This is a genomic window from Paraburkholderia sp. J41, assembly GCF_905220235.1.
In the GTDB taxonomy this organism is placed as follows: Bacteria; Pseudomonadota; Gammaproteobacteria; order Burkholderiales; family Burkholderiaceae; genus Paraburkholderia.
In genome coordinates this window covers 177,500-190,992 of record NZ_CAJMZE010000006.1, presented here as the reverse complement: position 1 = coordinate 190,992, position 13,493 = coordinate 177,500, and the positions used below count along the sequence as shown (strand labels likewise).

Here is a 13,493-nt window from a genome sequence, read left to right as displayed (position 1 = left end):
GGGCATAATACCGCTTCCGCCGGCGCTTTCCGGGCTGAAAAGCCCGAAAGCTGAAAAGGGAACACAGCGAAGCTGTGGCCGCCCCCGCGACTGTGAGCAGCGAGACCGCATCCACCCGAGCCACTGGTTTTACCGGGAAGGCCGATGCGGCCCACGACCTGCGAGCCAGGAGACCTGCCGGCCGAACATTGAGCGAACCCATCCGGGCGGGGTGTACCGGGGGTTGCACTCGCGTTTTGCCCGTACCGCAGCCGCCTGTTGCGCCCGCCTCGCGCACGCCGTGCCCTACCGTGCGCAGTGCGCGCCGCGCTTGCGCGACGCCTTTTTGCGCCATGCCCTTGAAGCACGAATCTTCTCTCGCGTCGGCCGCCGACGCTAATGCCGCGATCCGCCCTTCGGCGTGTCCCGGACTCGTGCGCGTGGTCGCCGCGCGCGACGGCGGCATTTGCCGCCTCCGCCTGCCCGGCGGCGTGCTGCGCGCGCCGCATGCCCGCGCGCTGGCCGAGGCCGCGCGCGCGCACGCGAGCGGCGTGCTCGAATTGACGAATCGCGCCAACGTGCAGATTCGCGGCGTGCGCGCGGGCGAGGAAGCCGCGTTGAGCGCCGCGCTGATCGCAGCCGGGCTCGGGCCGGACGGCATCGGCGCCGCGAATTCGCCCGCGCAAGCCTGCATCGCCGACGAATTGCGCAACGTGATGCAAAGCCCGCTTGCCGGCCTCGATCCGCTCGCGTTCGACACCACGCCGCTCGCCGCCGCGCTCATCGACATGCTGCGAAGCGAGCCGCGTTTCGCCGCGCTTTCGCCGAAATTCGCGCTGCTGCTGGACGGCGGCGAACGGCTCGCGGAGCGCGCGCATCCGCACGATATCTGGCTCGCGGCGCGCGGCCACGACGCGGCTCATGCCGACGAAACACGCTTTGCGCTCGGTCTCGCGGGATGCCCCTGCGATGCGCCGCTCGGCACGCTGGCCGCGCGCGATATCCGCGCAACGGTGCGCGCGCTGCTGCATGCGTTCCTCGATATCGCCGATAACCTCGTCGATAACCAAGCCGATAAGCACGCCAACGTCGAGCGTATGCGCGACGTGCCGAACCGCGAGGCGCTGCTCGAACGCGCGCGCGCCCGCGCGGGTTTTACGCTGACGCCCGATGAGCACGGCATCGACGCGAAACGCAGCACATCGGCCGATGCCGGTTCGCGCCTCGGCGCGCACGCGTTGCACGCGAACGGCAGCGGTTACGTGGGCGCGCAACCCGCGCTCGGCCGTCTCGATGCCTCCACGCTGCACGCGCTGGCCGCGCTCGCGCAAGCGCACGGCGACGGCACGCTGCGCGTCACGCCGTGGCAAGGCCTGCTGCTGCCGAACGTGCCCGCGCAAGCGATGCCCGGCGTGCTCGACGCGCTCGCCGCGCTCGGCCTGATTCACACGCGCGCGAATCCGCTCGCGCGCCTCGTTGCGTGCGCGGGCTCGCCGGGCTGCGCGAAAAGCCGCGCCGACACCAAGGCCGACGCGCAACGCCTCGCCGCGCTGCTGCCGCGCGACGAAGCCGCCGCGCAAGTCCACTTGAGCGGCTGCGAGCGTTCGTGCGCCGCCGCGCATCGCGCGCCCTTCACGCTGCTCGCGCGCGCGCCGCAGCGCTACGACCTCTACGCCGCCTGCACCCCAGCCTCCCGCGACGACGATGCAAGCGGCTTCGGCCGCCTCGTCGCGACCCACCTGACGATCGAAGCCGCCGCGCCCTTGCTCGCGCGTCGGCCCCGGAGCACCACCGATGTCTGATTACCTCCGCGACGGCCAGGCGATCTATCGCGAATCGTTCGCGACGATCCGCGCCGAAGCCGACCTTTCGCGCATTCCCGCCGACCTCGAAAAACTCGCCGTGCGCGTGATTCACGCCTGCGGCATGGTGGACGTGGCCGCCGACCTCGCGTTTTCCGCGGGCGCGGGCACGGCGGGCCGCGCCGCGCTCGCGAGCGGCGCGCCCATTCTCTGCGACGCGAAGATGGTCGCGTTCGGCATCACGCGCGCGCGCCTGCCCGCCAACAACGCCGTGATCTGCACGCTCGACGATCCCGCCGTGCCCGCGCTCGCGCGCGAGATCGGCAACACGCGTTCGGCGGCGGCGCTCGAACTATGGCGGCCGCAACTCGCGGGCAGCGTGGTCGCCATCGGCAATGCGCCCACGGCGCTGTTTCATCTGCTCGACATGATCGCGGCCGGCGCCCCGCGCCCCGCGCTGATCCTGGGCTTTCCCGTGGGTTTCGTGGGCGCGGCCGAGTCGAAGGCGCAACTCGCGGCGCACGGCTTCGGCGTGCCGTTCGTGGTCGTGAACGGAAGACGCGGCGGTTCGGCGATGGCCGCCGCCGCCGTCAACGCGCTTGCTTCGGAGAACGAATAAATGAGCCGACCAGGACGCTTGCATGGCATCGGCGTGGGTCCGGGCGATCCCGAACTGCTCACGCTCAAGGCTGTGCGTTTGCTCAAGGCCGCGCCCGTGGTGGCGTATTTCGTCGCGAAGGGGAAAAAGGGCAATGCGTTCGGCATCGTCGAATCGCATCTGGGCGCCGAACAGGAACGCTTGCCGCTCGTTTATCCCGTGACGACCGAAGCGCTCGAGCCGCCGCTTTCGTATGAAGCGATCATCGCCGACTTCTACGACGGCGCCGCGCGAACCGTCGCGCGCCATCTCGACGCGGGCCGCGACGTGGCGGTGATCTGCGAAGGCGACCCGTTTTTTTACGGCTCGTACATGTATCTGCACGATCGTCTCGCCGCGCGCTACGAAGCCGAAGTCGTGCCCGGCGTGTGCTCGATGCTGGGCGGCGCGGCCGTGCTCGGCGTGCCGCTCGTGTACCGCAACCAGAGCCTTTGCGTGCTCTCCGGCGTGCTGCCCGAGGACGAACTGCGACGCCGCCTCGCCGACGCGGATGCCGCCGTCATCATGAAGCTCGGCCGCAACTTCGACAAGGTGCGCCGCGTGCTTCTCGAACTCGGGCTCGCGCAGCGCGCGCGGTATGTGGAACGCGCGACCATGGCGAATCAGCGTATCGTGCCGCTCGATCAGGTCGATCCGATGGCGTCGCCGTATTTTTCGCTGCTCGTGGTGCCGGGGGCGAAATGGCAAGCATGACGCCGCCCGCCATCGTCGTGCTCGGGCCGGGCGCGCTGCCCACCGCGCAGCGCGTGCGGGCGCTGTATGCCGGCGCGCGGATACACGCGCTGCGCAGCCGCGTGCAGGGCGACGTTGCCTTCGACGAACTCGGCGCGCACTTGCGCGACTGCTATGCGCGCGGCGCGCCCATCGTGGCGTTGTGCGCGGCCGGCATCGTGATTCGCTGCCTCGCGCCGATGCTCGCGAACAAAGGCGCGGAACCGCCCGTGCTCGCGCTCGCCGAGGACGGCAGCGCCGTCGTGCCGCTGCTCGGCGGGCTCACGGGCGTGAACGCGATGGCGCGCGAGATCGGCGCGGCGTTGGCGGTCGCGCCCGCGATCACCACGAGCGGCGAATTGCGCTTCGGCACTTGCCTGCTGAATCCGCCCGAAGGTTATGCGCTCGCGAGTCTCGCGCAAGGCAAGCGCTTCGTCTCCGACCTGCTCGCGGGCGACCGCACGCGCATCGACGGCGCGGCGCCCTGGCTCGACGACGTGGACCTGCCGCGCGACGCGCACGCGCGCCACGCGATTCGAGTGAGCGCGCAAGCATGGGACGGCAATCCCGCCGATCTCGTGATTCATCCTCGCAGCGTGGTTGCCGCGGTCTCCGCGCCTTGCGCCACGCTCGCCGCCAACGTCCTGCGCGCGCTGCATAGGCACGGCCTCGCGCCGCAAGCGTTGAGCGCCCTCGTCGCGCCTTGCGCGCTGATGAGCGATGCGTCGCTTGCCGGCGCGGCGGCGGAGTTGAACGCGGCGCTGCGGTTTGTCGATGCGGATGCGGATGTGGATGCCGATGCCGATGCCGATGCCGCCGGTTCAGCCGCGAACGACACGCTCGCGGCGCTCGCTTTAGATTGCGCGAACGTGCAGTTGATCGACGCGAAAGATTCCGGCGATACGGGCGTCGCGCTCGCCGTCGCCCGCACGCCGCTCGACCCGCAAACGCTCGGCCGCGCGCGCGGCAAGCTCACCGTGATCGGGCTCGGCCCCGGCCGCGCCGATCTGCTCACGCCGGCCGCGCGCGCCGCGCTCGACGACGCCACCGATATCGTCGGCTATGCCACTTATGTGGAGATGGCGGGACCGTTGCGCGCGCAACAACGCCGCCACGCCACCGACAATCGCGAAGAGTTGCAGCGCGCGAAGCACGCGTTCGAGATGGCCAGCGAAGGACGCCGCGTGGCGGTGGTGTCGTCCGGCGACCCCGGCGTGTTCGCGATGGCCGCGGCCGTGCTCGAAGCGCTGGAAGGCTCGCGGGACGCGCGCTGGCACGCGGTCGAACTCGCCATCGTGCCGGGCGTTTCCGCCGCGCTCGCCACGGCCGCGCGAATCGGCGCGCCGCTCGGCCACGACTTCTGCATGATCTCGCTTTCCGACAACCTCAAGCCCTGGTCCGTGATCGAAAAGCGCTTGCTGCACGCGGCGCAGGCCGATCTCGTGATGGCGTTCTACAACCCGATCTCGCGCGCGCGGCCGTGGCAACTCGATCGCGCGCTCGACGTCATACGCGGCGTGCGCAACCTCGGCACGCGCGTGGTGCTGGGCCGCGACGTGGGCCGCCCCGCCGAAACGCTGCGCACGACCACGCTCGGCGCGCTGCGTTCGAGCGACGTGGACATGCGCACGATGGTGATTGTGGGATCGTCGATGACGCGCGGCTTTGCACGCGGGCTCGGACACGATTCAACGGGCGCGAGCGAGTGGATCTATACGCCGCGCTGGTATCCGCAAGACGATGGCGAGACTTAATACGTCGAGCGCATCGATCAAGCGAAGTGGAAACTCGTGGAGAACTCGCGCCCGGCGCGCGCGGTGCTGCTAAACGCGGCCGGGCGCACGCGACGATCAGCTTAGATCGCGCGTTTCCAACTCGACGGATTGCCCGCCGTTCTTTTCGAGCGCGCGGCGCGCGGCGCGTTCGATGGTGGGGCGATTGGCCTCGAATGCGCTGAGCAGCGCATGCGACGAAGTGCCTTCGTTGCCGCAGGAATCGTTGAGTGCATCCAGCGACACGCTGCACCAGACCGCGCGATTGTCGACTTGCGCTTCGAACGCAACACGCGCGGCAGCCACCGTGTGACGGCGATTCGTAAATTCGATCCGCATCGTTGTCCTCCGTTAAGTTGGCGGATAAACCGGACCGGACGGCGCGCAGCCGCCGGCACCTCCCGTGGAATCCGCAAGCGCCGGACCTGTGCGCCGGCCCATCGCGGATTCACTTCGCACTTCCATGCAGGACGGCCGTTGAATATGAGGGCCGGAGGATTTTTGTTGCTCGAATGACTGCACGATAGGCGCGAACGACCATCGTCCCACAACGCGCAAACCGATGCACGAACGATGTCGTCGCAGACACGACGCGGCCGGCGCGTTTCTCCACGCCCCGCTTTCCCCAATCTTTCACGCAGCGCGCATGAAATTAGCGCCGGAATTAAACTTCGCCGCGGCAGCGCCGTAAACGAAGATATGCCGACACCCGTTCATCGCCGCACATGACTCACACCGAAGAAGCCGAAGCTGAAACCCCCGCCGCCGAGATCGCTCCGCTGACGCCCGACGCGCTGCCGGTGGGCGAGCCGCTTGCGTGGCCCGTGGTCGATCGCGACGGCACGCTGCTGCTCGATCGCGATACCGTGATCGTCAACGAAGCGGAGCGCGCGTTCCTGTTCCAGCACTTCACGCCGCATCGCGGCGATCAGCTCGTGCCGCAAGCCGCCGCCGAAACCGGGGCCGCCGGCAACGGCGGCGCCGCCGGCGCGCGCGACATGCACCTGACGATCGGCGCGTTGATGGGCCTGCGTCCGCAAATGGGCGCGAGCGGCGCGCCCATGCATCCGTGCCGCCTGATCGGCCTCGCGCCCAACGACGCCATGTTCGTGACGCTGCCCGTTGCCGATGGCCGCCCCGTTCCGATCACGCCCAGCGAAAACGTGGAGATCGTCGCGATCGCAAGCCAGGCCGTTTATCGTTTCGTGTGTACCGTGGAGGCGCTGTGCCAGTCGCCGCTCGGCTATCTCGTGCTTTCGAAGCCCGCCAACATTCGCCGCCTGCGCGAACGCAGTTCGATTCGCGTGCGCGCGCAATTCGCGGTGCGCTACGGCATCGGCGAGGAAGGCACGCAATATGACGGCGTGGCGCTCGCGCGCGGCATCAGCGCGCTCGGGCTTTCGGTGAGCGCCGCCTGGGCCGTCGGCAAGATCGGCGAGCGCTTGCGCGTGGCGTTCGAGCTGCGCTCGGGCGACAACGTCACGTCGATCGAAACCTCGGCCATCGTGCGCAACCTGCAAAGCGAATCCGGCGCGGCCGGCGCATTGGGCCACGCCGTGCTCGGCCTTGAACTCGACCGCCTCACGCCGGCCGAGCAAATGGCGATGAAGGTGTACGTGTTCGATCGTCAGGACGACGTACTTTATTGGACCGGCAGCATGCGCTGACGCGCGCCTCACGCAAGCAGCGCGTGGGCATCGAGGCATTCGCCGCTCCACGCCTGCGCCATCGCCTCGCAGCGCCCCACGCGCAACGCGCCCGCTTCGCAGTCGATCACGCGCACCCGGTCAGCATGAGGCGGCCGCGCGGGCCATTGCGTCACGCGACCGTCGCTGAACAACCAGAGATGATGCTCGCGCACGGGTTCGCGCCGCCGCGCCCGTTCGAGCAACTGCGCCGCGCGGCGCATGCCCGCATCGAGCGGCGTGCCGCCGCCGCCGCCAATCGGCTCGATCCAGCGTTCGTTCCACCAGCGCGGCACGGCGGGGCCAAAGCGCAATTCGGCGCGCGCGCCGCCGAACGCGATCAGCGCGACTTCGGCACGCTCGGCGCGCGCGCGATCGAACAGCGCGATCAGCAATCCTTTCGCGAGCGCGAGTTGCCCGCGCGCCAACATCGAAGCCGAGCAATCGAGCACGAAGCAATGCAGGACACCCGACGAAGGCCGAGGCCGCGCAAAACGCAAATGCCGCGTTTGCAGCGCCGCGCCGCGCTTCGCCATGAGCGTGGGCGGCCAAGCGATGCGCCGGCTCGCAGCGCCGGCCGCACTTGCATTTACATTTGCATTCGTGCCGCCGCCGAAGCCCGGGCCTGAAGGATGATGCCGCCGGACGCCGCCTTGTGCGAAGGCGGCCGCCCTTGTCCGGCGGCTCAGCGTTTTTTTGCGGGCAGCGCAATCACGCCTTTGACGTGCGCGGCCGCGACCGGCTCGGGCGGCAATTCGCCCCAGTCGGTTTGATCGGCAAGATCGGGAGCGCGGCTCGCCGGATTTGCTTCGGAATGCTGACGATCCGGCTTCGGTTGAGCGGCTTTGGAGGGCGACTCCGGCATCGCATGACGACGATGCGCGAGCACGCAATCGGCCACGGCATCGACATGCTCGGCGCTCACCGCGCGCGCGCCTTCGTAGGCCGCGAGCGCTCGCGCCGCACGCAACATCACGAGGTCCGCGCGCATGCCGTCTACGGCGGCTTCGATGCAATGCTGCGCCACGCGCTCATGCACCGCGTCGCTCCACGGCAACGCGCTCAAGGCCGCGCGCGCGGCGGCGATCCGTTGCGCCAGCGCTTGCTGGGCGGCGGCGTGCGCGGCGCAGAACGCCTGCGGATCGGCGTCGAACGCGAGACGCGCCTTGACGATGCGCTGCCGCTCGGCCACTTCGCGCGGCGTTGCCAGCTCGGCCATCAAGCCGAAGCGATCCAGCAATTGCGGGCGCAACTCGCCCTCTTCGGGATTCATCGTGCCCACCAGCACGAAACGCGCGTCGTGCGTGTGCGAAACGCCGTCGCGTTCGACCGTGTTGATGCCGCTTGCGGCAGCGTCGAGCAACACGTCGACGAGCGCATCGGGCAACAGGTTCACTTCGTCGACATAGAGCACGCCGTCGTGCGCGCGTGCAAGCAGTCCCGGCGAAAAACGCACGGCGTTCTCGCGCAGCGCGGCTTCGATATCGAGCGTGCCGATGAGTTTGTCCTCGCTCGCGCCGAGCGGCAGCGTGACGAACGCGCCTTCGGGCAACAACGCGGCCAGCGCCCGCGCCGCCGTCGATTTCGCGGTGCCGCGCGGGCCGCACACGAGCACGCCGCCAATCGCAGGATCAATGGCCGCGAGCAGCAAGGCGCGCTGCAACGGCGCCTGGCCGACGAGCGCGCTAAAAGGAAACGCGGGCCGGTTGGCGTGGCGGGAACGAGGGGCCGCGGCATTCGTCATGATCGTCCTTCGAGTTGTTGCCCGGCTTCGAGCAAACGGTGTTCGAGTTGCGCGCGATGCTCGCCCGGTTCTTGCCAAAGGCCGCGCTGAATGGCTTCGAGCAAACGCTCGCACACGGCATGCAACGCGTGCGGATTGTGGCGCTGCATGAAGGCGCGCGTGTCGTCGTCATGCACGTAGGCGTCGGCCACCAGCGCGTATTGATGATCGCCCACCACGCGCGCCGTGGCGTCGTAACCGAACAGGTAATCGACCGTTGCCGCCATTTCGGCCGCGCCCTTATAACCGTGACGCTTTACGCCGTCGATCCATTTCGGGTTCACCACGCGCGAGCGAATCACGCGCGCGATCTCTTCGTGCAGCGGACGAATGCGCGGCGCGGCGGGATTGCTGTGATCGGCGTGATAAAGCGTGGGCTGCGCGCGCGAGAAGTGCCGCGCGGCCGCCGCCATGCCGCCTTGAAACTGGTAGTAGTCGTTCGAATCGAGCAAGTCGTGTTCGCGATTGTCCTGGTTCTGCAACACCACGTCGAGCGTCGAAAGCCGCGCGCGAAACGCCTCGCCCGCTTCGTCGCCCGCGCTCTGCTGTGCGTAGGCGAAGCCGCCCCACGCTTGATACGCGTTCGCGAGATCGGCGTCCGTTTGCCATTGGCGATGATCCATCATGGATTGCAAACCGGCGCCATAGGCACCGGGACGCGCGCTGAACACGCGCCAGCCCGCGCGGCGGCGCGCTTCGTCGGCGTTCATGCCGCCCGCGATCAACGCGACGCGCTCGCGTTGCACGCGCGCGCGCAATGGGTTCTGCGACTCGGGTTCGTCGAGTTCGGCCACGGCTTGCACGGCCGCGTCGAAGAGATGCATGACGTTAGGGAACGCGTCGCGGAAAAAGCCGGAAACGCGCAAGGTCACGTCGATACGCGGCCGGTCGAGCGCTTCCACGGGCATGATCTCGAAGTCGGTCACGCGCTGGCTGCCCGCCGCCCATTTCGGCCGCACGCCGATCAGCGCCATGGCTTGTGCGATGTCGTCGCCGCCCGTGCGCATCGTGGCGGTGCCCCACACGGAAAGCCCGATGGCGCGCGGGTAATCGCCGTGCTCCTGCAAATGCCGCTCGATCAACTGTTGCGCCGACTTCGAGCCGAGCGCCCACGCCGCTTGCGTGGGTACGGCGCGCGTATCGACCGAGTAGAAGTTGCGGCCCGTGGGCAGCACGTCGGGACGCCCGCGCGAAGGCGAACCGCTCGGGCCGGGCGCGACGAAGCGGCCTTCGAAACCGCGACGCAATGCACGCATTTCCGCGCGGCCGCACGCGTCGAGGCGCGGCAGCACGTCGTCGCTCAAGCGGGCCAACACCCTGGCGGTTCGCGGCAAGGCATCGGCATGAATATCGCCTGGCATGCCTAAGCAAATGGCGTCGATCAGCCTCGATGCCAATGCTTCGATGCGTTCGCGCGTATCGCCCGCATGACGCCACGGCGCATCGCTCACTTGCGCGAGCAACGCGGGACGCGCGCCGCGCCACGGCGCGGCCCAATCCACCGTAGCGGGATCGAGCCCATGTTCGATTTGCAGGTCGCGCGCGATCGCGTCGATCAAACCGGCGTTCGCGCCCTGCCCGTCGGCGCACGCATAACGCCCGAGCGCGAGCAGCGTGTCGCGCCGTTGCACGCCTTGCGGCGATTCGCCGAACGTATGCAGGCCGTCGCGAATCTGCGCTTCCTTGAGTTCGCAAAGGTACGCGTCGGCGCGCGTGAGCAGATCGTCTTCGGCCGCCCGATCCTGCGGCGCGGCCAGGCTCAACTCCTCGTGCAGGCGATGCTCCACGAGGGTGGCGAGTATTGTCTTGCGCAGCAGTTTCGCGCGGCGCGGATCGACCATCAGCGCTTCGTAATACTCGTCCACCTGACGTTCGAGATCCTGCAACGGCCCGTAGTTTTCGGCACGCGTGAGCGGCGGCATCAGATGATCGACGATCACGGCCTGCGCGCGGCGCTTGGCCTGACTGCCCTCGCCCGGATCGTTGACGATGAACGGATAAAGATGCGGCAGCGGCCCGAGAATCATGTCGGGCCAGCAGGTTTGCGCGAGCGCGACGCTTTTGCCCGGCAGCCATTCCAGATTGCCGTGCTTGCCCACATGCGCGATTGCGTCGATACCGAACGCGTCGCGCAGCCAGAAGTAGAACGCGAGGTACGCATGCGGCGGCACGAGTTCGGCGTCGTGATAATTCGCGTAGGTGTCGTCGCCGCGCGATCGCGAAGGCTGGATGCCGACGAACACCTGGCCGCAGCGCCAGCCCGCGATCATGAAGCGCCCGCGCCGTACCGTCGGGTCTTGCTCGGGCGCGCCCCAACGCCCGATCAATGCGTTCTGCGCCTCCACCGGCAGTTGCGCGAAGCGCGCGCGGTAGTCGTCGAGCGAAAGACTTTGCCACGCGGGCCGCAGCGCGCGCGTGCCGGGGTCGTTGGTCACGCCTTGCGTGAGCGCCTGCATGAGCGCTTCGCCGTCGGCGGGAACGTCGGCCGTGCGATAACCTTCGTCGCGCAGCATGCGCAAGATGCCCACGACGGATGCGGGCGTATCGAGCCCCACGCCGTTGCCGATGCGCCCTTCGCTCGTCGGGTAGTTGGCGAGCACGAGCGCGAGCTTTTTCTTTTCGTTCGGAATCCTGCGCAATGCGCACCAGCGCCGAGCCAGTTCCGCGACGAATGCCACGCGTTCCTCGTCGGGCTGATAACGCACCACGTCCACTTGCGTATGCTTGCAGTGATACGCGAGTCCCTTGAAACTGATCGCGCGCGTAATCACGCGGCCGTCCACTTCGGGCAGCGCGATATGCATGGCGATGTCGCGCGAATTGAGGCCGTGATTGTCCTTGAGCCAGTCGTCGCGATTGCCGCCGCTCAGGATCACTTGCAGCACGGGCGCGTCGCCGGCGATCTCGATCGGCTCGGGATCGTCCAGCGACGAAGCCGCGAACGCCGTGGTGTTCAACACGAGCGCCACGTCATGCTCGGCCGCGAGCTGCGCGAGCACGTCGCGGCTCAGCGCGTCCTTGAGCGACGTGATGGCGAGCGGCAGCGGATTCATGCCGCGTTCGATCAGCGCTTCGATCAGCGCGTCAAAGGCCGCCGTATTCGCGGCCTGCAAATGCGCCTTGTAAAACAGCAGCGCGACCACGCTCGCGCCGGGCTTCCAGCGCGCGCGCCATGCGTCGATGGTCGCCACGTCGCGCTGCGGGCAATAAAGCGCGGCGGCAGGCAGCGCGACCGGCGGCGGCGGCTCCGTGCCCCAACCGAACGCGCGCCACGCCAGCGCGCGCAAAAACGACTCGGCGTTCGCCGCGCCGCCTTCGCGCAGATAGCGCCACAGCAAGCGGCAAAACGCGGGCTCGGCGCGGCTTCTCGCGATGAGATTCGGGTCTTCCTGCAAGTCGCCCGAAAACATCGCGAGCAACTGCGCGCGCCGCCCGGCAAGCGCGACCACCTGTTCGATGCCGTATGGCCAATATGCCTCGCCGCCCAGATGATCGACCACCACCACGCGCGCATGCTGCAACACGTCGTCGACATAAAAGTCCACCGAAGCGTTCTGCCGCAAATAGGTGACGTTCGCGAGCCGCACGGCCGGAAAGCCCTCGGGCAAGCGGGGCACGACGCTCGCGAGCAAGGCGAGCGTCGTGTCGGCGGAACTCAGCACGACGATTTCGGCCGGCTGCTGGTCGACGCGAACCACGCCTTGCGTGTCGTCGACGAAACCGCCCGGCGTGGTGCGCAGCAAATGCATCTCGCGGCCTCGTTACGTGCGTGGCGTGTGTGGCGTGTGTGGCATGTGCGGCGTGCGTGACATCATTGCGGCGCTCACTTCGCGGGCGTGGTTTGCGTTTGCGCGAGCGCGGCTTCGAACGCCGCTTGCAGCGCCGCGCCTTCGAGGTCCTCGCCGATCAGCACGAAGCGGCTCGCGAGCGGTTGCGCAGCGCTTTCCTGCGCATTCCAGCGGCGGTCGAAATAGCTGTCGAAACGGCGGCCCACGCCTTGAATCACGAGGCGCATGGGCGCGCCCGGCAAAGCGGCGAAACCCTTCACGCGATAAATCGTGTGCGCGTCGACGAGTTGCTGGAGCGCTTCGATCGCGGCGTCGCGCGAGGCGACCTGCGCGGCCACCACGACCGAGTCGAACTCGTCGTGATGATGGTCGGCGTCGTCGGCGGAACCATGGTGATCGTGACGCAGATGAATGCTTTCTTCCGATGCGGCTTCGAGCCCGAGCAGCGTATGCAGGTCGAGCTTGCCGTGCTGCGCGCGCACGATCTTCACCTGCGGCGGCAGTTCTTCGCGCAACTGCGCAACGAGCGCATCCTGCCCGGCTTCGTCGAGCAGATCGGTCTTGTTGAGAATGACGAGGTCGGCGGCGCTGAGCTGGTCTTCGAACAACTCGTGCAGCGGCGACTCGTGATCGAGATTCGGATCGGCACGGCGCTGCGCATCCACGGCCAGCGGGTTTTCCGCGAACTGGCCGCTTGCGGCCGCGGGCGCATCGACCACGGTCACGACCGCATCGACCGTGAACGCGTTGCGAATGGAAGGCCAGTTGAACGCCTGCACGAGCGGCTTCGGCAGCGCGAGCCCCGAGGTTTCGATCAGCACGTGGTCGATCTCGCCGCGACGTTCGAGCAGTTGCTCCATCACCGGAAAAAACTCTTCCTGCACGGTGCAGCAAAGGCAACCGTTCGCGAGTTCGTAAAGCTGGCCTTCGGTCTCGTTGCCGTTTTCATCGCAGCCTATGCCGCAGCCGCGCAGAATTTCGCCGTCGATACCGAGTTCGCCGAATTCGTTGACGATCACGGCCACGCGCAGGCCGCCCGCGTGACGAAGAATGTGACGCAGCAGCGTGGTTTTACCGCTGCCGAGAAAGCCCGTCACGATGGTGACCGGAATCTTGCGCATCTGCATGAAGTGCTCCTTCGGCGCCCGGCGAGGCCAACGTGGCGCGATGCGAATCTCGATCGTTCGAACCGGGAAGCGGCCTGCCAAGGCGCATGCGTTCGCGCGCGCCGAAAACGTTGCGCGCGCAACGGCACGGCGCTGCATGGCGCGGCGGCTTCCCTTGGGGACGAACGATTCCGATCGCTCTCGAACGC

The 13,493-nt window shown here is 68.2% G+C and carries 10 protein-coding genes and 1 riboswitch; of the genes, 5 read left to right on the top strand and 5 right to left on the bottom strand.

Annotated features, from left to right (window positions below; translation table 11 throughout):
• The first annotated feature begins 3 nt into the window (after nucleotides 1-3).
• A riboswitch (cobalamin riboswitch) is annotated at nucleotides 4-197 on the top strand.
• Nucleotides 198-338: 141 nt separating this feature from the next.
• From cobG to cobJ, 4 genes are read left to right on the top strand one after another with little or no spacing between them, the layout of a single operon-like run.
• Nucleotides 339-1,781 (top strand): precorrin-3B synthase, encoded by a 1,443-nt coding sequence (gene cobG / locus U5805_RS08550; RefSeq protein WP_322103032.1) that lies wholly within the window; start codon nucleotides 339-341, stop codon nucleotides 1,779-1,781.
• The gene (locus U5805_RS08545; protein WP_322103031.1) at nucleotides 1,774-2,400 is read left to right on the top strand and encodes a precorrin-8X methylmutase; all 627 of its coding nucleotides are present in this window, start codon (nucleotides 1,774-1,776) and stop codon (nucleotides 2,398-2,400) included. Before cobG ends, U5805_RS08545 begins: the two co-directional genes overlap by 8 nt.
• On the top strand, nucleotides 2,401-3,132 hold the full coding sequence (locus tag U5805_RS08540) for a precorrin-2 C(20)-methyltransferase (protein ID WP_322103030.1): 732 nt from the start codon (nucleotides 2,401-2,403) through the stop codon (nucleotides 3,130-3,132). It abuts the gene before it with no gap.
• A complete protein-coding gene (gene cobJ, locus U5805_RS08535) occupies nucleotides 3,129-4,904 on the top strand; it encodes a precorrin-3B C(17)-methyltransferase (RefSeq protein WP_322103029.1) in 1,776 nt (591 codons plus the stop codon). The genes U5805_RS08540 and cobJ overlap by 4 nt, the downstream gene beginning before the upstream one ends.
• Before the next feature lie 96 nt (nucleotides 4,905-5,000).
• Here cobJ and U5805_RS08530 read toward each other — a convergent pair whose 3' ends face one another.
• On the bottom strand, nucleotides 5,001-5,261 hold the full coding sequence (locus U5805_RS08530; protein WP_322103028.1) for a DUF1488 domain-containing protein: 261 nt from the start codon (nucleotides 5,259-5,261) through the stop codon (nucleotides 5,001-5,003).
• A gap of 386 nt (nucleotides 5,262-5,647) precedes the next feature.
• Here U5805_RS08530 and U5805_RS08525 point away from each other — a divergent pair, with 386 nt between their 5' ends.
• A complete protein-coding gene (locus tag U5805_RS08525; protein WP_322103027.1) occupies nucleotides 5,648-6,589 on the top strand; it encodes a flagellar brake protein in 942 nt (313 codons plus the stop codon).
• 8 nt (nucleotides 6,590-6,597) lie between these two features.
• On the opposite strand, the gene U5805_RS08520 is transcribed toward U5805_RS08525, so the two are convergent.
• The 4 genes from U5805_RS08520 to cobW all read right to left on the bottom strand — a co-directional run bounded on the left by U5805_RS08520 (nucleotide 6,598) and on the right by cobW (nucleotide 13,305).
• Nucleotides 6,598-7,143 (bottom strand): vWA domain-containing protein, encoded by a 546-nt coding sequence (locus tag U5805_RS08520; protein ID WP_322103026.1) that lies wholly within the window; start codon nucleotides 7,141-7,143, stop codon nucleotides 6,598-6,600.
• Nucleotides 7,144-7,292: 149 nt separating this feature from the next.
• The gene (locus tag U5805_RS08515; RefSeq protein WP_322103025.1) at nucleotides 7,293-8,351 is read right to left on the bottom strand and encodes an ATP-binding protein; all 1,059 of its coding nucleotides are present in this window, start codon (nucleotides 8,349-8,351) and stop codon (nucleotides 7,293-7,295) included.
• Nucleotides 8,348-12,139, bottom strand: a complete 3,792-nt coding sequence (gene cobN, locus U5805_RS08510; RefSeq protein ID WP_322103024.1) for a cobaltochelatase subunit CobN — start codon at nucleotides 12,137-12,139, stop codon at nucleotides 8,348-8,350. The genes U5805_RS08515 and cobN overlap by 4 nt, the downstream gene beginning before the upstream one ends.
• A gap of 74 nt (nucleotides 12,140-12,213) precedes the next feature.
• Complete coding sequence (gene cobW / locus U5805_RS08505) at nucleotides 12,214-13,305, bottom strand: cobalamin biosynthesis protein CobW (RefSeq protein WP_322103023.1); 1,092 nt, start codon at nucleotides 13,303-13,305, stop codon at nucleotides 12,214-12,216.
• Between the last annotated feature and the right edge of the window lie 188 nt (nucleotides 13,306-13,493).